Annotated in this window: 13 protein-coding genes and 2 pseudogenes; 11 read left to right on the forward strand and 4 right to left on the reverse strand. The window is 67.5% G+C overall.

Annotated elements, in window-relative coordinates; all coding sequences use genetic code 11:
• Positions 1 to 81 precede the first annotated feature (81 nt).
• The 3 genes from ACFU9P_RS20780 (at position 82) to ACFU9P_RS20790 (ending at position 4,569) form a co-directional block, all read left to right on the forward strand.
• Positions 82 to 1,929 carry an MOSC domain-containing protein gene (locus tag ACFU9P_RS20780; RefSeq protein ID WP_384082919.1) on the forward strand — a complete coding sequence of 616 codons (1,848 nt, stop codon included), beginning with the start codon at positions 82 to 84 and terminating at the stop codon, positions 1,927 to 1,929.
• 299 nt (positions 1,930 to 2,228) lie between these two features.
• Positions 2,229 to 3,053, forward strand: a complete 825-nt coding sequence (locus ACFU9P_RS20785; protein WP_376372907.1) for an NPP1 family protein — start codon at positions 2,229 to 2,231, stop codon at positions 3,051 to 3,053.
• A gap of 391 nt (positions 3,054 to 3,444) precedes the next feature.
• On the forward strand, positions 3,445 to 4,569 hold the full coding sequence (locus tag ACFU9P_RS20790; protein ID WP_384083487.1) for an MFS transporter: 1,125 nt from the start codon (positions 3,445 to 3,447) through the stop codon (positions 4,567 to 4,569).
• A 157-nt stretch (positions 4,570 to 4,726) separates the two neighbouring features.
• Here ACFU9P_RS20790 and ACFU9P_RS20795 read toward each other — a convergent pair whose 3' ends face one another.
• Positions 4,727 to 5,098 carry a hypothetical protein gene (locus tag ACFU9P_RS20795; protein ID WP_384082924.1) on the reverse strand — a complete coding sequence of 124 codons (372 nt, stop codon included), beginning with the start codon at positions 5,096 to 5,098 and terminating at the stop codon, positions 4,727 to 4,729.
• 338 nt (positions 5,099 to 5,436) lie between these two features.
• Here ACFU9P_RS20795 and ACFU9P_RS20800 point away from each other — a divergent pair, with 338 nt between their 5' ends.
• Entirely contained in the window at positions 5,437 to 6,918 is a 1,482-nt protein-coding gene (locus ACFU9P_RS20800; RefSeq protein WP_384082927.1) for a multicopper oxidase family protein, read from the forward strand.
• Between the two features lie 93 nt (positions 6,919 to 7,011).
• On the opposite strand, the gene ACFU9P_RS20805 is transcribed toward ACFU9P_RS20800, so the two are convergent.
• The gene (locus ACFU9P_RS20805) at positions 7,012 to 10,134 is read right to left on the reverse strand and encodes a DNRLRE domain-containing protein (protein ID WP_384082930.1); all 3,123 of its coding nucleotides are present in this window, start codon (positions 10,132 to 10,134) and stop codon (positions 7,012 to 7,014) included.
• A 531-nt stretch (positions 10,135 to 10,665) separates the two neighbouring features.
• On the opposite strand from ACFU9P_RS20805, the gene ACFU9P_RS20810 reads away from it, so the two are divergent.
• Positions 10,666 to 18,573, forward strand: coding sequence for a polymorphic toxin-type HINT domain-containing protein (locus tag ACFU9P_RS20810; protein WP_384082933.1), 7,908 nt, complete (start codon positions 10,666 to 10,668; stop codon positions 18,571 to 18,573).
• A gap of 6 nt (positions 18,574 to 18,579) precedes the next feature.
• A complete protein-coding gene (locus ACFU9P_RS20815; RefSeq protein WP_376372917.1) occupies positions 18,580 to 19,215 on the forward strand; it encodes a hypothetical protein in 636 nt (211 codons plus the stop codon).
• On the opposite strand, the pseudogene ACFU9P_RS20820 reads toward ACFU9P_RS20815, so the two are convergent.
• Positions 19,212 to 19,620 (reverse strand): annotated as a pseudogene (locus tag ACFU9P_RS20820) (site-specific integrase); the annotation flags it as partial. The gene ACFU9P_RS20815 and the pseudogene ACFU9P_RS20820 overlap by 4 nt on opposite strands.
• Positions 19,621 to 20,061: 441 nt before the next feature.
• Here ACFU9P_RS20820 and ACFU9P_RS20825 point away from each other — a divergent pair.
• The 3 genes and pseudogenes from ACFU9P_RS20825 (at position 20,062) to ACFU9P_RS20835 (ending at position 22,246) form a co-directional block, all read left to right on the forward strand.
• Complete coding sequence (locus ACFU9P_RS20825) at positions 20,062 to 20,616, forward strand: hypothetical protein (RefSeq protein WP_384082937.1); 555 nt, start codon at positions 20,062 to 20,064, stop codon at positions 20,614 to 20,616.
• 713 nt (positions 20,617 to 21,329) lie between these two features.
• Positions 21,330 to 21,773: pseudogene (locus tag ACFU9P_RS20830) on the forward strand (XRE family transcriptional regulator); the annotation flags it as partial.
• Between the two features lie 2 nt (positions 21,774 to 21,775).
• On the forward strand, positions 21,776 to 22,246 hold the full coding sequence (locus tag ACFU9P_RS20835) for an NUDIX hydrolase (protein ID WP_384082940.1): 471 nt from the start codon (positions 21,776 to 21,778) through the stop codon (positions 22,244 to 22,246).
• A gap of 437 nt (positions 22,247 to 22,683) precedes the next feature.
• Here ACFU9P_RS20835 and ACFU9P_RS20840 read toward each other — a convergent pair whose 3' ends face one another.
• Entirely contained in the window at positions 22,684 to 23,046 is a 363-nt protein-coding gene (locus ACFU9P_RS20840; RefSeq protein ID WP_384082943.1) for a DUF4267 domain-containing protein, read from the reverse strand.
• A 63-nt stretch (positions 23,047 to 23,109) separates the two neighbouring features.
• Here ACFU9P_RS20840 and ACFU9P_RS20845 point away from each other — a divergent pair, with 63 nt between their 5' ends.
• Positions 23,110 to 23,652 carry a TetR/AcrR family transcriptional regulator gene (locus ACFU9P_RS20845; RefSeq protein ID WP_384082946.1) on the forward strand — a complete coding sequence of 181 codons (543 nt, stop codon included), beginning with the start codon at positions 23,110 to 23,112 and terminating at the stop codon, positions 23,650 to 23,652.
• Positions 23,652 to 24,125, forward strand: coding sequence for a DUF1772 domain-containing protein (locus ACFU9P_RS20850; protein ID WP_384082949.1), 474 nt, complete (start codon positions 23,652 to 23,654; stop codon positions 24,123 to 24,125). Before ACFU9P_RS20845 ends, ACFU9P_RS20850 begins: the two co-directional genes overlap by 1 nt.
• The last annotated feature ends 123 nt before the right edge of the window (positions 24,126 to 24,248 follow it).

Below are 24,248 nucleotides of genomic sequence, written 5' to 3' on the forward strand. Positions count from 1 at the left end.
GCCCGACGCGCCGCACGGGGGACCGGTGATGTGTTACGAGCGGCTGGTTCCCGGCCGATCCGCCCACTCAGGAGAAGCGTGATGGCGACGCTGCTTTCGGTGAATGTCGGTATGCCCAAGGATGTTTCCTGGCAGGGCAGGACCGTCCACACCGGGGTATGGAAAGTACCCGTCCAGGGCCCCCGGATGGTACGGCGTCTGAATATCGACGGCGACGGTCAGGGGGATCTGGAAGGGCACGGCGGGGAATACCGGGCAGTGCTCGTATACCAACTGGATTCCTATCGGTACTGGCGGAAACAGCTCGAACGCGATGATTTGCGGTTCGGTCATTTCGGCGAGAATTTCACCGTCGACGGGCTCGCCGACGACGAGGTGTGCATCGGCGACCGCTACCGGATAGGTGAAGCCGAGTTCGAAGTCACCCAGCCACGCGTCACCTGCTATCGGGTCGGAATGCGCCTGGGGGTGCCCGCCATGGCCTCCCTGCTCGTCGCCCACCACCGCCCCGGCTTCTATCTGCGCGTCATCGAAGAAGGCCGTGTCCAGGCCGGCGACGAGATCATCCGTACCCGGACCGGGCCGGGGGCGCTCAGCGTCGCCGACATCGACGCCCTGCTCTACCTCCCCGGCCGCGACCCGGCGAAGCTGCGTACCGCACGGTCCATCCCGGCCCTGAGCCCCGGCTGGCGGAAGTCCTTCAACGAGCTGGCGGAGGCCGCCGATCAGGCCGTGGCCCCGCCCAAGCCCGAGAAAGGGACCACCCGGTGGCCGGGGTTCAAACCGCTGCGCGTCGCCCGCGTCGTCCCCGAGACCCCCACAGTGTCCTCGATCTACCTCGAACCCACCGACCGGCAGCCACTGCCCGCGGCGCGACCGGGCCAGTATCTGGCGATCCGTATCACCGACGGCCTCCAGCCCGCTCCGGTACGCAGCTACTCGCTGTCCTCCGCGCCGGGAAGGGACGACTCGGGTACGAGCGAAGCGGGAACGGACGAAGCGGGAACAGACGACCCGGGTGGTACGGATGACTCGGGTGGTAGGGACGACTTGCGTACGGGCAGCTACCGCATCAGCGTCAAGCGCGAGGCCCACGGTCTGGTGAGCACGTACCTCCACACCCGAGTGCGCCCCGGGACGCTCCTGGACGTCGCAAGCCCCAGAGGGGAATTCGTGCTCGCAGAGGGCGCCGACCCCGTCGTGCTGCTCTCCGCCGGCATCGGCGTCACCCCCGTACTCGCCATGCTGTACCGACTGGCCTCCGAACGTGCCCCGCAGCCCGTGTGGTGGATCCACACCGCACGCAACCGCGAACAGCACGCCTTCGCCGACGAATCCAGCCGCCTCCTGGCCCAACTGCCCGACGCGCACCAGCACATCTTCTACACGGCACCCCCCGACGGCGCCCGGGCCGGGCGGCAAGCAGACGTGACGTACGGGCACTTGGACCCCGACGCCCTTGCCGCCCTGGGGATTCCGGCTGACGCCGATGTCTATCTGTGCGGGCCTGAATCCTTCATGGCCGACCTCGGCAAGGCCCTGCACGACCTCGGCTTCTCTCGTGAGCGCATCCACACCGAACTGTTCGGCGCCCGGACGCCCATCAACCCCGGCATCGCAGCCGCGGCGGCTGCCGCCGCGCGCCCACACCAGCCCCCGGGCCCGCCCGGCTCCGGCCCGCTCGTCACCTTCACCCGCAGCGGCATCTCGGCGCCCTGGTCAGCGGTCTACAACTCCCTCTTGGAACTCGCCGAAGCATGCGACATCCCAACTCGCTGGTCCTGCCGTACGGGTGTCTGCCACACCTGCGTCACCCCTCTTATCTCGGGCGCCGTCGACTACACCACCCCGCCCCTGGAACCGCCCGCCCCCGGCAACACCCTCATCTGCTGCGCGACACCGACGACCGAGGTCCTCGTCGACCTGTGAGCCTCTGCGTGCCGGGCGCCCGTCCTGTCCCGTCCCGTCCTGTCCGGCGGAGCCCGCCCGGCGTCACGATGCCGAGCGGGCTTCCGTGTTGGCCCGTACATCGCAAAAGTCTGACCTGGGTGAAATAAGGACTGTGGCCGCCACAGTGGGGGTCGATCTTATTCAGGAGCGGTTCACCGGAGTGGTCTTCAGGAGAACCTGTCATGGACACTCCCGGCGGGGATTCTCTCGGTAGCCATCACTCGGCGGCCGCGTCGGCACTGCGTCGGCTGCTCGCTGAGTCATCCGAGAGGACGGACATGGACAATTTGTCATCGCCCGGAGCGGGTCGGTCGGCTCTGGCGTATTTCAAGCGGAAGCGGTCCTGGCTGGGGGCGCTGTTCGGCGCCACGGTCCTGACTGTCGTGCTGCCGACGTCAGTGGCTCACGCCGACAATCTGCCGAACCTGCCCCAGAACGCCGGGGGTTACGAGCAGTCGTTCTCGCCCGCGTACGACTACGACGGCGATGGCTGCTACCCCGTCGCCGCCATCTCGCCCGACGGAACGCTCAATCCCGGTCTGAACACCTCGGGCGCGGTCAACGGCAGTTGCCGTGACCAGTCCGACCTGGACCGGACCCAGACGTACGCCCGCTCGAAGTGCAACAACGGCTGGTGCGCGGTCGTGTACGCCAGCTACTTCGAGAAGGACCAGGCCCTCCCCGGCAGCGGACTCGGCGGTCACCGCCACGACTTCGAGCACGTGATCTCGTGGATCAACCAGGCGTCCAACCAGGTTGAATACGTCACGACCACGCAGCACTCCAGCCAGGTCACCTACCCGCGCTCGCAGGTACGCTTCGACGGTTCCCACCCCAAGGTCGTCTACCACAAGGAGGGGCTGGGGACCCACTTCTTCCGGCTCGCCAACAGCAACGACGAGCCGGCGGAGAACCACTACCACAACTGGCGCTACCCCCCGATCGTGGACTGGAGCGGCTGGCCCAGCACCTCTCTGCGGGACCGCCTGAACAACGCGGACTTCGGGTCGGCCACCATCAAGACCACGGACAAGGACGACCGCTTCCGGAACCTCCTGAATGCCTCCAAGCCGTCCGGCATCCCCTTCGATCCCTGGGCCTGACAGCAGGACCGTGGGACTGGCGGCGGCGCGCCGGACAGCGTGAGGTTGAGGTACGAGGCCGCCGCGCATGGTCCGGCGTGAGATGAGCACAGCCGGTGAGCCGGGCAGATCACCGGCGCGCCGGCTGTGCTCAGGGCGTGTTGCGAAAGCAGCGCCGTCCGCTCCCCCGACGCAGCAGTGTGCGTGCCGGGCGGCGCGAGCCAGGCGTAACTTCCGCAACACGACCTGCCCGGCAGCGCCGCCGTCCTCCGGGCCAACACGGACACGGAAGGGGCCGTGGGCGAGGCGGCGCCGTCCGTCCGCTTGTACGGTGGCTGATGTGATCGTTCGCACGAGCGAAGCCGGGCGGTGGCTCGGCGGTCCGGCCGCGGCGGTGGTGTTCGCCATCGGTATGGCCGGTACGACCCTGCCCACCCCGCTGTACGGCCTCTACCGGGAGGAACTCGGCTTCTCGGAACTGCTCGTCACCGTGGTGTTCGCCGTCTACGCCATCGGGGTGATCGCCACACTGCTGCTCGCGGGCGACTACTCGGACGAGGCGGGGCGCAAGCCGGTGCTGCTGGTCGCCCTCGGCCTCTCCGCCGCCAGCGCCCTCTGCTTTCTCTTCGAGGGCGGCCTGCCGCTGCTGTTCGCCGGCCGGCTGCTGTCGGGCCTCGCCGCCGGGCTGCTCAGCGGCACCGCCACCGCCGCGGTGCTGGAACTGGCCGCACCGGGGCGCGAGGCACGGGCAGCCCTCGTCGCCACCGCGGCCGGTATGGGCGGTCTGGGCTGCGGGCCGCTGCTGTCCGGTCTGCTCGCCGAGTACGCGCCCTGGCCGTTGCGGCTGACCTACTTGGTGAATCTCGCGCTGGTGGCCGTGGCGTGCGTACTGACCTGGCTCCTGCCGGAGACCGTCCGGCACCCGGTGCGGTGGCCACGGCTCAGACCGCGGGGACTGACGGTGCCGCCCGGGGTGCACGGGGTGTTCGCGCCGTCGGCGCTCGCCGCGTTCGTCGGCTTCGCGCTGCTGGGACTGTTCCTGGCGGTGGCGCCGGCCTTTCTCTCCCAGACGCTCAACGAGCACAATCTGGCCGTGTCCGGGGCCGTCGTCTTCGCGGTCTTCCTGGCCTCCACGGTCGGACAGGCGCTGCTCGGAAAGGTCGGCATCCGCCGCGCGCTGCCCGGCGGATGCCTCTTCCTGGTCCTCGGCCTTCTGCTGGTGGGCGCGTCCCTGGCGGTGGAGTCGCTGCCACTGCTGGTGCTGGGCGCGTTCTGCGGCGGCCTCGGCCACGGACTGGCCTTCCGTGCCGGTCTGGCCGCGGTCAGCGCCGCCGCGCCGCCCGAACAGCGCGGCGGCACCATCTCCGCCTACTTCGTCGTGGCGTACCTGGGAATCTCCCTGCCCGTGGTCGGCGTCGGGGCACTGACCCTGGCACTGGGGCTGAAGAACGCGGGGCTGGTCTTCACGGCCTGCCTGGTGGTGCTGTCGGCCGCCATCGGCCTCCGCGTCCGCCGCAGACCTCTGCCGGAAACCTGACGAGGAGCGCCCTTTCCCACCGGCCGGCACCGTTCCCGGCCGGGTACCGATGGGCGGTGGCGATTCGAGGACCCTCAGATGCGCTGTGCCACGCCGTCAGAACTCGCGAACATCGTGCGGCCGTGGATCTGCCTCCCAGAGCATCCGCATCAGGAAACTAGCGGGTCAGCGTCTCGAAGCCGGCATCGTCGCAGTACCGCACGACGTGCGCCTCCGCGTTGCCGTCACCGTTGTTTATCGCCAACACCGTTTCCTCCCCCAAGGTGCGGCCTCCGCTGACGGTCTCGTCCCGGAGCGGTCGCATCACGACGAAAACGTCCTGACCGACAAGCTCGGCCTCCTCGTTCGCTGTGGACTCCGGCGTGACCGTGGCCGCGGCGTTCCGCGCCTCCTGCCACGTCCCCAGATACAGGCAGTAGTTCTCCCGCAGCCTGGTCAGCCGCTGCTCGTCCTCGCCCTCGGACGAGGAACACCCCGCCGCCACCGCCACCAGGGCGAGGACCGGGACCACCACCTTGAGCCTGCGCACCACGTTACCCCCGGCTGAAACTGCGTCCACTCGTCCCTGTCACCCGTAACTCCCGCAGCAGGGTACCCGCGTGGGACATCGTGGCCGCCAGGGCGGTCGCCGCAGCGCTGAGATCATTCGGCAGTTCAGCGTGAAGGCGAGCAGCCGCTCGCAGTCGCGGCATGCGCCCGCGCACAGTGCTGTGTGCTGGCGTTTGGGTGGTCTCGATCCGTGATGCCGGAATCATGGCGTCGCTCATGGGAATTATGCAGCGAATCTCGCATCAGCGAGGTGTGCGGTCCTTGGTATCGGCTGGGGTATCGGCTGGGCGCGTTGTGGGACCGGGAAGGGAGCGAGCTGTGCCGATCAACCGTCGTGATGTCCTGAAGCTGGGGGGCTCCGCGCTGCTGGCCGGGGGCGGCACCGGCGTGCTCTCCTCCTGCGGTTCTACGGAGCTGGCCGCGCGGCCCGGGGCGTTGCGTAAGGCGGATTACACGGTGCGGATCGCGACCGGGCGGGTCGAACTCGCACCGGGCACGGTCGTCTCCACCACGACCTACAACGGGCAGTTCCCCGGTCCGCTGCTGCGGTTCACCGAAGGCCGTCCGGTCGTGGTCGACGTCCACAACGACACCGGCGTTCCCGAGCTGCTGCACTGGCACGGCCAGGTGGTTCCCGCGGAGGTGGACGGGGCTTCGGAGGAGGGCACCCCGTTCATTCCCGCACACGGGATGCGGCGCCTGTCCTTCACGCCCGGACCAGCCGGTTTCCGCTTTTACCACACCCACGTGGCAGCACTCGGTGACCTCAGCCGGAGCACCTACACCGGGCAGGCGGGTCCCGTCTACATCGAGCCGAAAATCGATCCGGGGGCCTACGACCAGGAGGTCTTCCTGACACTGAAGGAGTTCGAGCCGTCCCTCAGTCACGGCGGGGACATGGCCCAGGACTTTCTCGCGGGCTCCGAGGTGCCGGAGCTGAAACGCAAGGGTGAGAAGGCGATGGCCGACTCGCTCGCCCGGGGCCTGCCGCACGGCTACGAGGTCGGCTACCGGGCCTTCAGTGTCAACGGCCGCAAACTGGGCCACGGCGAGCCGATCAAGGTCAGGACCGGGCAGCGTGTGCTGTTCCACATCCTGAACGCCAGCGCCACCGAGATCCGCAGCCTCGCCCTGCCCGGCCACACCTTCACCGTGGTCGCCCTCGACGGCAACCCCGTACCCCGCCCGGCCGGCGTGCCGGTGCTGTGGATCGGCACCGCCGAACGCGTCTCGGCCCTGGTGGAGATGGACCAACCGGGCGTATGGGTACTGGGAGACCTGGCCGACGACGACCGCAACGCCGGCATGGGCACCGTAGTCGAGTACGCCGACCGCACCGGTGCCGCGCGATGGACCGCACCACCGAAAACCACGTGGGACTACCGGACCTTCGCCCGCACCGGTGCCACCGCCCAGCGGCCCGACCACACCCTCGACCTACTGGTGGAGAAACGCAACGCCGCCGACAAGGGATTCAACGTCTGGACCCTCAACGGCGTGCCCTTCTCCATGGACACCAACAAGTCGGTGATCGAGGTGGAGCGGGGCAGGCGCTACCGGATGCGGTTCCGCAACGCCACCGACGACATCCACCCCCTCCATCTGCACCGCCACACCTTCGAGATCACCCACATCGCCGGCACTCCCACCAGCGGTCTGCACAAGGACGTCGTCATGCTCGGCGGCTACCAGACCCTCGACTTCGACTTCACCGCCGACCAACCGGGACTCTCCCTGTTCCACTGCCATCAGCAGCTCCACATGGACTACGGCTTCATGCTCCTGCTGCACAGCACCTGACCCACCCCGCCCGGCCCGCAGCCAGTGCCGCACAGCCACCGCGCCCCCAGGCCGTTCCGGTTGCGCCGGTACGAGGAGGACAATGACCGGTGGTCAGCCGAAGGACTTGACACCATTCCAGTTGTCCGGGATGACCGTCCTGAACGGTCCGTTGGCGCTGGTCTTGGACGAGTGCCACACGCTCATATGGCCGTCGGAGGCGAAGCGGCCCCAGATGTCGGGAATCCCGTCGCGGTTGACGTCGGGGATGCCGATGGCGGCCGAGACGTTGGCCTCGGTCCAGGTCGTGCCGTACGGGACGTCGCCGTCACGGGAGTTGGCCGCTGTGGTGAGCGAGTTGAGGTCCACGCTGTCGGCGACCGGGCCGGGCTTGCCGTGGCGGACGTACAGGTTGCCCGCGTCCAGATTGCGCCACAGCAGGTCCGGTGTACCGTCCAGGTCGATGTCCGCGATGTTGACGAGGTCACGGCGGGCCCAGGCGTCGGGGTTCATCTCGACCGCCTGCTGGAAGGTCGCTCCCGTGTAGCCGACCAGGGCCCAGAAGGATGCTCCGGCGCGCAGGAACACGTCTGGCAGCTTGTCACCGGTGACATCACCGACCGCCTTGAGCTGGGTCCAGGTCGAAGGGGCCGGGGCGTTGGAGGGCAGCCGGATCTTGAGCCGGTCGTCGACGTTGAAGGTGCCGTAGCCGTCGCCGGGGTAGAGCCAGAACTGGCCGTCGGGGGTACGGGCGAACAGGTCGGTCGAGCCGTCACCGGGGTAGACGTCCTGGTAGTGGCTGATGAGCGCCGCCTCTCCCGTGCTGGCCTTGTACCAGTGGCCTTGTGGGTTGAGCTTCCTGTCGGTGGTGTAGGAGCCGGCGATGCCCTCGTACAGCTCGCCGTCCGGGCCACCGGGATAGGAGAGCAGGTTGCCCTTGGCGTCGATGACGAGCAGGTCGGCGTTCTTGTCGCCGTTCAGGTCGCCGGGGCCGTCGGCCTCGTCCCGGGGCGGCACGTAGAAGGCGTAGTCGGTGCGCGCGCTGACGTTGCCGACCTGGTCGAGGGAGAAGACGTGCAGCCAGTTCGGACCGGCGTGCGGAGGCGACAGGTCGGTCTTGGTGTAGATGCCGTTGGTCGCCGTGACGTCCGTGTAGTTCAGGCCTTCGAAGCCGAAGCGGAACTTGGCCGCGCCCTCGGAGGCGAAGGTGATGGCACCGCTGCCGCCGAACTTGACCGTCGCCCAGGTCGCGCCGTCGGCGGTGGCCTTCTTGAACACCTCACTCGTGACGGTCGGCGGCGGCGGGGCCGAGCCGTCGACCGTCACGGCGCAGGGGGCCGTGCCCGGCGGGAAATAGGAGGACACGCCGGCCGGTGACGCGGAGTCCTCGGCGCGCACGTCCCAGTTGTAGGTGGCCTTGTCCTCCAGGCTCGTGGCCGGGATCGTCGTCGAGGCCCAGCCACTGGACAGGTTGGTCACGAGTGTGCCCGACGGTGTGGTCGTGCCGGCCTTCCAGAACCGGAAACGGAGGCCCCTGAGGTTGCCGTCGGGGTCGGTGGCCTTCGCCTTCAGGACCAGGTTGGTCTTGCCGACCGTACGACCTGGCGCACCCACGACACAGTCGCCCCCGGGCGTGGTCTCACCGTCGGTGGGCTCGGTGGGGTTGCGGTTGTAGGTGACTTCCAGCGTGGCGGAGGTGGCCCTGAACTTGCGCCAGGTCTGGGTGTCGGACTCGCTGCTGGCCCTCATGCCGAATGTCAGGTTGGAGTAGCCGTTGTCGGCGCCCTTCTGGGCCGCGGCCTTGACGTCGAAGTTCTCGTACTCGTCCGGGCAGTCGGCGGAGGACCAGCCGTGCGCGAACTGCTTCTTCTCCAGCAGCGTGGACCAGCTCGGCTGCGCCTTCCATGTCGTACCCGACGAGATGGGGCCGGTCAGGTAGAACTGGAATTCACGGCTCGTGCAGGACCACGAGTGGTTGTTGAGCACCTTGAACCACGCCGAGGAGATCGTCGCGCCCCTGAGGCCGGCGGAGAAGCCCATGCGCCAGAACGACCGGGCCAGACCACCGGTGTCGCTTTCGTAGCCGACGCGGGCGTCGGAAGTACCGGAGCTGAAGTTGGTGCCGTTGTAGAAGCTGCTGTTCGGGTAGGGGCGGTAGGCGACCGTCCACGCCAGCCAGCCCGGATTGATCGTCGGGTCGATGAACACCGGGAACTTCACGTCCTCGCCGGTGAACAGGCCCGTGCCGGCGGCGTCCAGGCGCAGACGGGCGGTACCGGTGTTGTCCCCTTCGAGGTGTACCGCGACCGGGGCCTGCCGGGCGCCCGGCTCGATGCCGCTCAGGCCGGAGAGCCTCAGCACGTCCGCGGACGTCGCCGTGGAGGTACGGGGCGCCGCCTCGGCATCCGGCAGCTCGGGGTCACGGCCGCTGGAGTCCCACCCGAACGGCGTCGGGACCGAGGTGATCTCCGTACCCTTCGCATCCAGGATCAGCACCCGCCCGTGGGCCTTGTCGTGGCGGAACACGGCCGTCCGCGAACGCAGCCCGTACGAAAGGTCCTTGAGCGCCGGCTGCCGCGCCGCTTCCCGGGTCTTCACGATGAGAAGCTGCCCGAAGCCGCCTTCCTCGCGAGCGACGAGGAGCAGGTCCACGCCCGGCAGTACCTCGGGGTAGAGGGCCCGCGGACCGTCGAGCACGGGCTCCGGAAGCGGCCCGGGCCAGGTGTAGGTGATGGTGTGGCCGCTGACGTCCATCTCGGCGAGGACGCTCTCACCCGGCTGTGGGGCACGCGTGTACGAGCGGTCCGTACGGCCCTTCCCGGCGCCGCCACTGGAAAAGCGCACCGGTACGGCGGCGTTGACCGGCGCGATGCCGAGCCTGCGGGGAGCCTTCCCCGTCCGCGTCAGCTTGTTGTCGATCGGGGCCCACCGGCCCTCGGCGTTCTTCGCGCGCTGCGCCACCGCGTCTATCCGGGTGCGCAGTTGCCCGTTCGGCAACGCCCAGGTCAGCTCGGTGGGCGTGGTCGCGGTGTCGACAAGCACCTGCTTGCGGGTACGCCGGGCCTCGGCGACGGCGGCGGCCTCGTCACGCGGACCGGTCGAGGCCGGCTTTGTGTCCGTCGCCCTGTCGGCCCGCGCCGTTGGCGCAGGCTGGGGCTGCCACCAGGGCAGGAGAGAAGCGGTCAGAGCGGCCAGAACCAGGCCGAGAGTCAGGGTCAGCCTGGTGCGTGTGCGCACGAAAGGGCTGAGAAGACGAGGCGGCGACGCGGACACGACGGTCTACTCCCGTGTGAACCAGGCGGATGGGGGACAGCACAGCAGCCCCCCGTTCAGCAGGCCGCGGGGCACAAGCGCGGACACGATTACACGATCATCACAGAGCGTCCATAGATGGAGGAGTTGTGAAAGTGTTATGAGCAGTACGAAACCGTGGCAGCACGTGGGCGCTATCACCCTCCCTGCCCCTTTGGGGGAGTTGCTATGGCATCGAATGTGACGGGGTTTCCGATACCGGACCAAAGGTTGCCGACAGAGGCGTTCTAGCCACAACTGTGCTGTGGGGCATGTCACTTCGGCGGCATCCCCCCCATTTACTCGATCTTGAAGCACGCGGCGGACATGACACAGACTGCGCACACACGTGCCTGAGACAGGCGTGTGCTCTCCGGTGTTTCCGCACCTCATCCGTTGTCTGTAATACCTGGGTGGGAGTCGACGCGTATGCGTGCTTCAGGTCCACTGTCATGGCGGGGCCGGGGACGCCTGGCCATGACGGAGTCACAACGCCGGCGAAGACGGCTGCGCCGCACGGCGGTTGTCCTCCTGTTGTCCTCGACGCTCACGGTGACGAGCCTGAACGGCCCGGCATGGGGCATACCGGGCCCCGGCATGGACCGCGAGGACGCGCAGGTCAACCTGCCTGATCTGCCGAAGAGTACGGCGGTCGACGCGGACACGGCCGCGGAGAAGAGCCTGACCACGGCGCCCGAGGTCCCGATCGACCCGTACACGCCGACGGCCGTCACCCCGTGGCAGGAGGGTACCGGCAGCGCGACGCTGACGGCCGACAGTGAGCCCGGCACCACCGTCCCGGTCTCCAACGGCCTGCCGATCGCCCTCGGTGTTCCCGTCGGCACCGATCCGGCCGCCCTCGCCGGCGACTGGACCGTGGATCTCGCCGCCCCCGAGACCTCCCAGACCGCCGGAGTCCCGGGCCTTGTCATGAAGGTCACACCGCCGGCCACCGCCGACCCGGCCGCGCAGGTCGCGCTGACCGTCGACACCACCGGCTTCGCCGACCTCTACGGCCCGCAGGCCGCCGACCGCTTCGGCCTGGTGCTGCTGCCCGAGTGTGTCTACTCCTCCCCGGACGCCGGCGAATGCGCCGACGACAGCGGTATGACGGCCATGTCCGGCAAGGACGACGACCCGGGCTCGTTCGAGCGGCTGCGCAGCACGGTGAAGGAGGTGCCCGCCAAGGACGCGCCCACCGGGACCACCGCCGCCAGGAACGCGAAGTCCCGCAAGATTCTCACCGGTTCCGTGCCCGTCGCCGAGCTGCGCGACAACAGTGCCAAGGCCGGGACCACGGGTGCCTCGGTGCGCTCCGCGGCCCTTCAGGCCGCGGACCCGGCCGGCGGTTCCGCCCTCGGTCTCCTGGACACCGGAGCCTCCATTTCCGGTGACTTCACCGCGTCGCCGCTGCTGTCCTCCGGCTCCTGGTCGGCGGGCGCCTCGTCCGGCGCGTTCACCTACGGCTACCAGGTGCAGGTTCCCGAGGCCGCCGGCGGTCTGACCCCGAAGGTCGGTCTCGCGTACTCCTCGCAGTCCGTGGACGGCCGGACCTCCGCCACCAACAACCAGGCCTCCTGGATCGGTGACGGCTGGGACTACAACGCGGGTTCCATCACCCGTACGTATGCCAACTGCCGTGAGGATTCGAAGAAACCCGGCTCCAACAACGCCACGCACCGCACCGCGGACCTCTGCTACGGCTCGGAGAACGCCACCCTTTCCCTCGGCGGCACCACCACCGAGCTGGTGTGGGACGAGACCAAGAACAAGTGGTTCACGGCCAACGGCGACGGCTCCAGGGTCGAGCGGATCAAGGACCTCAGCAGGGACCCCCGCACGGCGACCAGGGACGAGGACGGTGAGTACTGGGTCGTCACCACCAAGGACGGCACCCGCTACCACTTCGGTCTGAACAAGCTGCCCGGCTGGTCCGACAAGGGCAACTCGGACCCCGCCGACGACGACCCGTACACGGACTCGGTCCTCACGGTCCCGGTGTACGGGAACCACGACGACGAGCCCTGCTACAAGGCCGGCGACTGGGCGCACTCCTACTGCAACCAGGCCTGGCGCTGGAACCTCGACTACGTCGAGGACGTCCATGGCAACGCCATGTCCCTGTGGTGGAAGCGCGACACCAACTACTACGCGCGCAACTTCAACTTCAAGGCCCCGGTCGAGTACCACCGCGACGGCTACCTGTCCCACATCTACTACGGACAGCGCAAAGAGAGCATCTTCTCGGCCACGGCCCCGGCCCGGGTCGGATTCACCGTCGCCGAGCGCTGCTACACCGAGGACACCCTCACGTGCAGTGAGGCGAACTTCACCGACAAGGACCCGGGCAAGTACCGCATCTGGTACGACACCCCGGCCGACCTGCGCTGCGAGAAGGGCAAGAAGTGCTGGAACGCCGGCCCGTCCTTCTGGTCCCGTAAACGCCTCGACAAGATCACCACGTCCGCCCAGCGGCGCACCGACACCACAGCCCGTCAGGTGGTCGACGAGTACCAGCTCGCGCAGAGCTTCGCGCAGTTGAAGACAGGCCCGAACACGGCCCTGTGGCTGGAGTCGATCACTCGCACCGGCTACGCCCGCAACGGCACGACCGACGCCAAGGTCCCCCTCAACCCGGTGCGCTTCGAGCCCAACGCCGAGGACATGCCGAACCGCGTCAAGGCCTTCAACCCCCGGCGTCCCGGCTTCTCCCGGCTGCGTATCGGCCGTGTCATCAACGAGTACGGCGGCGAGACCGTCGTCACCTACAAGCCGGTCACCGGCGACTGCGCCACCGGCGACCTGCCCGCCAAGACGGACAAGGCCGCACTGAAGGCCAACACCCGGCTGTGCTACCCCGCGTACTGGAATCCGGACCCCGAGTCCGAGGACATCGACTGGTTCCACAAGTACGTCGTGGACACCATCGAGGAACTGCCCAACGTCGACGGCGCGTACCCGACGCAGACCTCCTACACGTACGAGGACGCGGGCTGGAAGCTCGCCGAGCAGGAGTTCACCAAGAAGTCGACCCGTACGTACTCGCAGTTCGCGGGCTTCAGTCAGACCTCCGTGATCACGGGCACGGACGACCCGGTCATCGGCAGCAAGAAATCCAAGTCCGTCACCCGCTACTTCCGCGGCATGGGCGACACCGTGCCCGTCACGGACATCACGGGCGCCGAGATCGCCAAGGACGAGGAGCCCTTCGCCGGCCGCATCGCCGAGGAACTCTCCTACGCCGACGCGAGCGACGCGGACAACGAATGGCTGAGCCGGAACGTCACGGTTCCCGAGGCCACCGAGCTGGGCGAGCGCGAGCGCGACGACGGCCTGAGCCCGCTGCGGGCCTGGCGCGTCACCGAGCCCGAGGAGATCGCGTACACGAAGTCCTCCGGCACCAACACCGATGACCCGCGCACCCTGCGCACCGTGCGGACCCTGACGACGTACGAGCCGGTCCACGGCCTGCCCACCATGGTGGAGTCCTTCGGTGACACCGGCAGGAACGGCGACGAATCCTGCACCAGGTCGGAGTACCTGCACGAGACCGCCAAGAACCTCATCGGTCTCACCAAGCAGGTGCTCACCTCCCCCACTCTCTGCGCGAACGCGGACTGGGCCGACCTCAAGACCCTGAGCGGCGCCGCCCGCACCGCCTACGACGACACCGCGTACGGCACCGCGCTCGGCGCCTCGACCCGTGGTCTGGCCACCGAGTCCTGGTCGCTGAACGGCGACGGCACGGGCTTCCAGACCAATGGGACCACGGACTTCGACGACACCGGCCGTGTCGTCCGGCAGACCGACCCGGACCAGCAGTCCTCCACGATCACCTATGACCCGCCCTCCGGGCAGGTCTTCAAGGTCACCCAGACGAATCCACTCGGCCACAGCCAGATCCAGGAGCTGGAGCCCGGCCGCTCGGTCACCCTCAAGACGACCGACACCAACGGCCGGGTCAGCCAGGCCGTGTACGACCCGCTGGGCCGTCTCGCCGAGGCCTGGGCCCCCGGCCGTTCCCCGTCGACATCGCCGGTGCCGGACTTCAAGGCCGTCTACACGATCCCCGAGGTCGATCCGGCCGAACAGACCCGCAAGCCCCCGTACGTCACCACCTACACGCGTGGCTACGAGGACCGGGTCGAGACCTCCGTCACCCTCTACGACGGCCTCGGCCGTGAGCGGCAGACGCAGGAGGAGGCCATCGGCGGCGGTCACCTGATCACCGACACGCTGTACAACAGCTCCGGTGAGGTGTGGCAGACCAACAACGCCTACCTCACCAACGAGGCAAAGCCCGGTGAGCTGTTCACACCGCTCTCCGACACGGCCGTGCCCAACATCACGCGCTACACGTACGACGGTCTCGGCCGCGTCGTGCAGGAGACGCCCTACCTCAAATACCTGGACCCGGTCACCGAGGAGACCACGTCGAAGGCGTACCCGGAGCGGGCCACCCGCTACGAGTACGGCGAGGACTGGTCGAAGGTGATCAACCCGCAGGGGGCCTCCTCCTACCGGGTCTACACCGACGCGCTGGGCCGGACGTCCCGCACGGACACGTTCAACCCGGCGGCTCCCGGCGGCTTCACGTCGACGAGCTACGAGTACGACGCGCGCGGCCAGGTGACCGAGGCCACCAGCTCGGCCGACCCGGCGCACCCCTGGTCGTGGACCTACGACCACAGGGGCCTGCTGGAGACGTCCACCGACCCGGACACGGGCACGAGCCATACGTCCTACGACCACCGTGACCGGCCGCTGACCACCACCAACGCCCGCGGTATCACCGTGTGGAACGGCTACGACGAGCTGTCGCGCCCCACTCAGCAGCGCCGGAACAGTGCCACCGGCACGCTGCTGGCGGACTTCACGTACGACACCGCCGCCGGCGGGAAGGGGATGCCCGCGACCGCGACCCGTTACACGGACGCGCTGGCGTACACCCAGAAGGTCAACGGCTACACGTCCGACTACCAGCCCACGTCGACCACGCTGAGCCTGCCGCAGCAGATCGCCGACACGTGGGGTCTGGCGAAGGACTACACGTACGGCTACACGTACTCCGACAACGGCATGCTGGAGGAGACCACCGTTCCAGCGGTGGGCAAGTTCTCCGAGGAGAAGCTGGTCGTCCGCTACAACAAGGACGGTCTGCCCCTCTCGATCTCCGGCAAGGACTGGTACGGCTCCGAGACCGTCTACTCGCCCTACGGCCAGGTCATGCGCTCCACCCTGGGCACACAGCCGTACCGGGTGTGGACGCAGAACTCGTACGACGAGGCCAGTGGTGAGCTGAAGGACCAACTGGTCTACCGTGAACAGCACTCGGGCACGGGCGCGGACACCTCCGTCGTCGGTGGCAACCTCGTCTCGAACCGGTCGTACACCTACGACCCGGCCGGCAATGTCACGGGCATCCGTGAGCAGTCGGTGGGCATCGAGGAGCGGCAGTGCTTCGTCTACGACCCGATGGGTCAGCTCAAGACCGCCTGGACCTCGAAGGACCAGGAGAAGTGCACCGCTCCGAAGAACGCCGACGGCACGCTGAACGTGACGGGCGGCAAGGACAACTCCGGCTACTGGCAGGAGTACGAGTACGACCTCCTCGGCAACCGCACGAAGCTGACCGAGAAGGACCTGACCGGTGCCACCGCCAAGGACGCCACGACCGGCTACGTGTACGGCAAGTCCGACGGCACCCAGCCTCACACGCTCACCAAGGTGTCGAAGAAGTACACCACCCCCGCGGGCGCGCAGGTCACCGCCGAGGCGCAGCGGCTGTACGAGCTGACCGGTGAGACCAAGTCCGTCACCTCCGTTCAGAACGGCGACAAGCAGGACCTGACCTGGACCTACGACGGCCAGGTCGACCGGATCACCGGTCAGGGCGCGGGCGGCAGGACCCCTTATGTGGGGCCGGCACAGAAGTGCCTGGACCTGAAGTCGAGCAAGGCCGCCGAGAATCAGCCCATCCAGCTCTACACCTGCAACGCCTCACCGGCACAGAACTTCAAGTTCACCCCCACCCCGGGTACGGCGGGGGCCCCGCAGACCGACCCCGACCGGGGAACGCTGTCGGTCTACGGCACCTGGTGCCTGGAGCCCGCCGCCAATACGGCCGGATCGGCGTTCCAGATCCAGAAGTGCGACGGATCCGCCGCGCAGGAGCTGAGGCGGAACGCCACCGGCCAGCTCACGCACATCGCCTCCAGCCTGTGCGCGGCGGTCCAGGGCGGCGCGACCGCCAACTCGACCCCGGTTGTGCTCGCCACCTGCGACGGCGCCTCCGCGGCGCAGTTGTGGGAGCCGCAGAACGACACGCGTCACATCTACGGCCCCGATGGCAGCCGCCTGCTGACCGTCAAGGGCAAGGAGGCCACGCTGCACCTGGGCGAGGCCGAGGTGACCGTCCAGCGGGGCGGCGTCCTGGTCAACACCCAGCGCACCTACACGGCGCCGGGCGGCGCGGTCATGCGCTACGCCTATGGCCTCAGTTCGGACCTGCTGGTCGCCGAGACCACGGACCACCAGGGCAGTGTGTACGCGGAGGTCGCGCTCTACGCTGGCCAGTCCGTGCGTATTCGCAAGCAGGACCCGTTCGGCAACGAGCGCGGCACCGCCGGTGCCTATCTTCAGGACCACAAGGGGTTCCTCGGAGCGACCCGGGACGACGCCTCCGGCTACACGCCGCTCGGTGCCCGTCTCTACGACCCGGTGGTCGGGCGTTTCCTGTCGGCCGACCCAGTGCTCGACCTGAACGACCCGCTGCAGACCAACGGTTACGCCTACGCCCACAACAACCCGGTGACGATGTCCGACCCGACGGGTCTGGCCATCAGTCTGACCGCGTCCGAGCGGGCCGCCGCGCTCGCGGGCGCGGGTCTGTCCGCGGCGCAGGTCGCAGCGGCGCAGGCGATGCAGGGCAAGTCCCTGACCTCGGTGATCCTCTCCGTGGCCTGGGAGACGCTGAAGGACTTCATCGGCATCAATGACGCCATGGCCTGCTTCGGCGGTGACATGTGGTCCTGCGGCGGCCTGATCATCGGGGCCATCCCGTGGACCAAGCTCGGCAAGATTCCCTCAGTCCTCAAGGCCGTCAACCGAACCATCGACGCCATCCAGGCGTTCAAGGCGGCGAAGAGGGCCGCCGAGGCCGTCCTCAAGGCAGCCAAGGCCGCCGAGGCGGCGGCACTCCGGGCCAAGAAGGCGGCGATAGAGAGGGCCAAGAGAGAGGCCGCGCAGAGAGCGAAGAAGAAAGCCGCCGAGGCCGCCAGGAGAACGAGTGACAAGGCGGTCCAGCAAACCAAGAAGACCGGTAACCCCGTTCAGAAACAGGCCCAGGCCAAGGCGGCTCCGAAGGCGTCCTCGGCGGTCGGCGCCGGAAAAGGCGGCGGCAAGGTCGGTCTGAACAAGCCCGGGGGCAGTTCCGGCGGCTCCTCCCGCAGCAAGGGCGGCAGCAGCGGCAGCGGCGGATCGGGCAAGGTCGAGGAAGGCGGTTCCTGCAACAGCTTTGTGCCCGGCACGAAGGTGCTGATGGCAGACGGGACCAGCAAGCCGATCGAGAAGGTGAAGGCCGGCGACAAGGTCGTCGCGACGGACCCGGAGACCGGCGGGACCCAAACCGAGACGGTCACCGCCGAGATCAAGGGCCAGGGCCTCAAGCACCTGGTCAAGGTCACCATCGACACCGACGGCACGGCGGGCTCGAAGACGTCCCAGGTCACCGCGACCGACGGTCACCCCTTCTGGGTCCCCGAACTCCGCGAATGGATCAAGGCCACCGACCTGAAGCCAGGCCAGTGGCTCCGCACCAGCGCCGGCACCCACGTCCAGATCACCGCGATCCAACGCTGGACCACCCAGCAGTCCGCGGTCCACAACCTCACTGTCTCCGACGTCCACACGTACTATGTGCTGGCGGGGGCTGCGCCGGTCCTCGTTCACAACTGCGGTCCAGCGGTTGCGACTGAAGACGATGCAATGCTCGCACTTAATCGTGCGGAGGAATTGCAGGCCTCGCGAAACGACTACTTCATGGCGGACGTGAAGGGCACTACGGCGGTGATCGGTGTCTTTAACTCCAAAACGAAGGCATTTACCACTCGCATTGGAATCAATGGAGGCGGCGCTATGCCTTCCGGCTGGACATTGCGGCCGGGGGAGGAGTTTGTGCAGGCTGCCGGGCATGCCGAAGAAGGGATCCTTAACAGTTTGGGCCCCAATGAGCATGCCGTGTTCGGTGCGGCTTCAAGAAACTTCTGTGTCGCCATCTGTTCGCCCATGCTGAATGTTCGTGGGATAACAGTGGGAGGTGAGGGGATACGTGGTCATGCCCCACAGAACTCGCCATTCACGACCTTCTGGGCCACTGGAGACTAGAGAGACATGGGAATTTCGCCGGAACTACAGGCAATCTCGAATGCCTCGGACCCTGAACTGGTGCTGATCTGTGCCGCAGCGGCGGAGCGGGGTGCCGTCTTCTGTCGCTCACTCGGCCGATCAGAGCAGTCTGAGTGGGTCGATGCCTCGCTCGGGCTTGTCTGGGCGGCAGCTGCTGGCGATTCCGTGCAGGATGACTGTGCTGAGGCGTTGGATGAGCTGGAGATGGAATCTCAGGACGACGAGGATGATTCCTCCCGTCCCGAGTTCTATGTGGCCCAATCCGTGGCGTTGGTCGGAAACGCTCTCGCGGTTTCATTGAGGCCATCCGCCGCAAAGGCCGAGATGGCTGTGAACACCATCAGGTCACTGCTCTCCATGCTCGACTTCAAGATAGGGGGCGAGAAGCCTGTGGTCGTGAGATATGGAGACCCCTCCCCCTCACCGGGGCCTCTTGTTCAAATGGAGATCGACGCAGAGCGTGAAGTGCTTGACCTCCTTGTTCGCGGGGCAGCGACCTCTGGGCAAGGGGAACCTCGCGCCTTGGCTGTGAATCGAATCCAGGCATCATCGAGTGAATTTGGTGGAAGGCTGGCGCCTTCCATCGAAGAAGTTGCTGTGCTTAGCAACTGGGAACTCTAGAGGCGTGCTGAACCGTCAAGGCCCCGCCAGCAAGGACGCTGGCGGGGCCTTGACGGCAACGCTGACGGCAACGTCAGCGGACGGGCTGTGACGCCGATGTGAGCGTGGCCGAGCAGCTCCTTGATGACCACCAGGTCGACGCCCTGTTCCAGGAGCAGGGGGGCCGTCGAGTGCCGGAGGTCGTGGAAGCGGATGCGGCGTAGCCCGGCCCGAATGAGGAGTCCGCGGAAGTGCCGGGTGATGTTGCCGGGTGCGGTGCTGTTCGAGAGAGCGCAGGCACGGCGTCGGCAGGGCGATGCGCCGCTCGGAGCTCTGGGTCTTGGTCGGGAGGGTGGTTAGACCGCCGGAGTTGGTGCGTTGGAGAGTGCTGCGGATGCTCGCCGTGCCGCTGTTGAGACTCCACCTCCCTCATACGCGTAGTCGTCTGACAGCAACGCCGACGGCAACAGGGGCGCACAGTACGGCACTTCCATGCACACCCACGGACCAGGCGGAATTCGCTGACCAGCGAAAATGCAACCAGTGCACGGTTTCAGGTAACGCTCATATCCAATCGCGAGTGGATGATTTGACGGATGCGGCCGGAGTCGGCGCTGCATTCAGAACAATGGGTGGATTTCACGCAGATGTACCTGGGGGAAGTGATGGACTCGACTTCTACGCTGTTGGTGCGTGCGCTGATTTGACACCGGCTCAATTCGGTGAGCTCTCCGATCTCGGTGACACAGAGTTTGGATTCCGAGTGCCGCAGCCAGCCAGGCTCGTAGCCCGGGCAGATCTCTGGCACGCCGAGGTGACGGCGGAGTGGTAGCGAGTCGGTCGTGGGGCATGCGGGAGGAGGCCAAGGTGTCTGATCCATCGTTCAGTGGCGTGCTGGATGGCACGTCTTCCAAGGCGCTGAGCTGCGTCGCAGCACTGCGGATTGGTGGTGTGCTGTATGTTCTCGCCGAGGCGGGTGGGGAGGGAGACCTCTACTATCAGGCGGATGCCGGTATCCGTGCCGGGCTCAGATCCTGCGAGGGGAGACGCCTGAACGCCGATGTGGTTCGCATTGCCAAGAAGGCATGCCGACGTTTGATTGCCGAGTACTCTGGCGCTGAGCGGACGCGACCGTTCGCCCTTGCTGGATTCGAGTTCTTGGCGGATGTCATGGATGCGATCGACGCTGAAGGCGGCGAGACTTCGAACTCTTACCTCGTGATTTTCCAGAAGGCGCTTGAGGTTGCCTCGCTCTGGCCTGAAGCGGTGGATCTCGATGGACATACTAGCCTGCGGGAATTTGAGCGATTCTGTCAGCAGGAGTCGGTCAGTCAGTTGCGCGCCGGTGGAGTTCCTGGCGTTCGTGGTGGACTAGGTCCCAGGGAACTCAACTATCGGGGTCTCGTGAAGAGCGTCAGCTAGGGATCAAAGGGTCTCCTCCCAGCACGGATATCGGGCGGCCGCAGGTGACGGCAACGTCAGCCAACTGCGGCTCCGCACGGTAAGCCATCGCTGTAGTCGCGGGTCTGAACATGGGTCCGCTGTACCGCCACTTGGTGCTTGATGCCTCACGCTCATGGTGTTGCTGTTCGACGGCGGTCAAGGTTCGAAGCGTTGGGGCCGTGGGGTGCCGGTGCGGACGTTGCGGGCGACGTTGCGCGGGATCTCGGGCTGTCGTTCGCGCGGAAGACGGTGGCCGGCGCCGCGTACTCGTCCACGCCCAGCTCCCATCGCCGACCTCGGCGATGACGAGCTGCTGGAACGGGAAGCGGAGCCGGACCGGTGATGAGTCACGATCCGCGAGGAACATCAGCGAGTCTTCAACGAGCGCCGGTAGATCAAACGCGAGAAGAGTTGACGAGGCCTGTTCCTGCCCCCTCCACGACGACGGTGCAGACTCGGACATGTCGCCATGCGAGAAGCTGGAGGCCGCACTGGCCGAGTCAACGAAGCGGCGACAGCAGCGCCCCTGACGGGAAGACCGGCGGCTCGGTCGGTTGGTGAGCTGTCCAGAGCAGCCCGAGGGGCCGTCCGGCGGGTTTGTGCCGTGAGTCGGCATCCGGGTCGAGCTGCCGTTCCGGCCGCCTGGGCCTGGTGCCTGGCGGGGGCCGTGACGATGGAGATGACTGGGCTAACGGATCGACATCCTCGTATACGCGGCCGTCTTCCTCCACGAGGCGTACCCGCGGCTGAACGAGCTCCTCACCGAACGCGCCGCCGATGGCTGCACCGTCCGCATCGCGATCGGGGACGCCGACAGCGACACCGTCCAAGCCCGCGGTCAGGAAGAGCGGTTCGGCCACGGCATCGAGTCCCGCTGCCGCCTCGCCCTCATGCACTACAAGCCGCTCGCCGCCACTTCCGGCATCGAAGTCCGCAGCCACGGCACCACGCTCTACAACTCGCTTTACCGTGTCGACGACCAGCGACTCGTCAACGCCCATGTCTGGGGCGTCAACGCCTACGCCGCCCCCGTGTGGCATCTTCGCCGCCACCAGGAGGGCGGCATGTTCGACACCTACGCCGAGAGCTTCGACGCTGTGTGGGTGACCGCAACCCCTGTACGAGAGGAAGGCTGACCGTGGCGCGCACCGAGTATTACGACGACCCGAACGCGCCCAAGCCGAACAGCATGGTCGTCGCCGCCTCCGCCGTCGTCACCGACGACGACGGGCGCATCCTCCTCCAGCGTCGCCGCGACAACGACCAGTGGGCACTGCCCGGCGGAGGCATGGACCTCACCGACTCCCTGCCAGGCACAGCTGTCCGCGAGGTCAAGGAAGAGACCGGCCTCGACGTCGAGATCACCGGCCTGGTCGGCACCTACACCGACCCGAAACACATCATCGCCTACACCGACGGCGAGGTCCGCCGACAGTTCAACGTCTGCTTCACCGCCCGCATCACCGGCGGCCAACTGGAGATCTCCGACGAGTCCACTGAACTCCGGTTCGTACCGCCGGAAGAGGTCAAGCAGTTGCCGATGCACCACACCCAACGGCTCAGGCTCCAGCACTTCCTGGAACACCGCGAGAAGCCGTACCTGGGCTGAACCGGCTGACGGCAGTAGCTGACGGCAACAACCCCGCACAACCACAGACACCCACGCACCTCACCGGACGAATTCTCTTTGCCGAGCTTCGACCTTTGACGGACAGTCGAGCCGCGCTGCGTAGGGCCGTGGATTCCGCAGGGCTCTTGAGTGAGTGGAACGGCGGGCGCCATGTCGCTATTGATGTCCCAGATATCTCGCAGATCCAGCAGATCTTCGACTGCGTTCATGGGGAGATCCAGAGTGGAACGGCTTTGTGGGAGTGGAGTGACTCCAGAGAGTTCAGGTCTGCCTGACCAGGTCCGCTGGCGTTCCGTCAAAGACGCTAAGAAGGGCCTCCCGTGGTGCATGCGGTCTCTCGCGCGCACTGCTGCCGTTCGCGGTGGATCTTCAGCGAGTGGAGGCATCGGGTCGTCAGGGCGATGCGGCGCGGTCGTTCACCCCAGTGCCAGAACGAGGCCGGCCGCGACGAGCAGTCCGGCTGTGATCCCGTGGATGCCCAGCGCGGTCGAGAGCTTCCCGCCGTTGGTGAGTACGATCAGCGCGTCCGCGGCTGGTGTGAGCGCCGCGGCGATGAGCGCCCAGCCGAGTGCCGTGCGGCCGGCGGCGGCCCAGACCACGAGCAGCACCGCCCCGGAGGCGATGTCGCGGGCGCCCTTGATCTCGGTCAGGGCGCGGAGATTGTCCGCGGTGACACCGAAGGCGAGCGTCGCCTGCCGAGGTGCCAGAAGGAAGCGGCTGCCGATCGCGATGACGGCGAGACAAACGATCAGCGCGACCAGGAGAGCGGCGAGTTGCATGGTGGGAGGGTCCTTTCGGAACTGTTGACTAGCGACGTTATATAACGATGCTAGTCTATGCTTATGTCGCCCAGACCCGCTCCGGATCTTGACCTGAGACGCGATCAGGTCATTCGCGCCGCCCGCGGCCTCGCCGAGGCCGACGGCTGGCCCGCTGTCACGATGCGCCGCCTCGCCGGAGAACTCGGCGTCACCCAGCCGGTGCTCTACTCAGCCTTCGCCGGCCGCCAGGCACTCGTCGACGCGGTGGCGCTCAACGGCTTCAGCGACGTCGCCGCAGCGCTCACAGCGGTGGACGCCTCGCCCATGGCACGGATGCGCGCCTACCTCGAGTTCGCCGCCGCGCACCCCCGGACCTATGAGGCGATGTTCTCGCTGCCCTCGGGGCTGGCCTTCGCGGCCGAAGACACCCCCGAACCGCTCCAGCGCGCGTTCTCGGGCATCCGCGACGCATTCCCTGATGCCGACGGCACCCGGGCGGAAGTCGCCTGGTCGGTACTGCACGGCCTGGCCACCCTTCAGGCCGGCGGGCGCCTGCCCGCGAGCCAGGCCCAGGCCCGGCTCGACCTCGCCCACCGCATGCTCACCCAGCCGGAGACCCAGTGATGCGCACCCTCATCGAAGTCCTCGCCGGCCTCGCGATCCTCGCCAACGCCGTCATCTACGGCACCGACGTCTTCGGCGCGATCGTCCTGCGCCCCGCCACCGCCGCAGTCGATGATCGCACCCTCACCCAACTGCTCGGCCACGTCCACCGCATCGCCGACCGCCGCTTTGCGGCTGTCGGCGCCGGCGGCATGATCGCCGCCATGGCGATGACCGCGCTCGCCGCCGCGACCGGGCACTGGGTGAGCACCGCGGCAGGGACCCTCGCCACAATCGCCCTGATCATTTTCCTGGCGATCTACACCCGGGTCAGCAAGCCCGTGAACACAGCGCTGACCGAAGCGGCAGTCGCCGATCGAGTGCCGGACGACGCCCGTCAGCTCCAAGCCCGCTGGGACTCGGTCATAGACGCGCGCGTCGCGCTCCAAACCCTCGCACTCGTCGCACTGTGCATCGCACTCGCCGCAGCCTGACCCCACAGCACGGTCCTGACGCCGCTCTGAACGCCCGTCCTGGAACGGAGACCGGCCTCTGGAAGGGGTCGTGTGCCACCGGGATCCGCGACGAGGTGGGGCGGAACCTCGTTCCGCCCCATC

This window comes from Streptomyces sp. NPDC057617 (genome assembly GCF_042800555.1).
GTDB lineage: Bacteria > Actinomycetota > Actinomycetes > Streptomycetales > Streptomycetaceae > Streptomyces.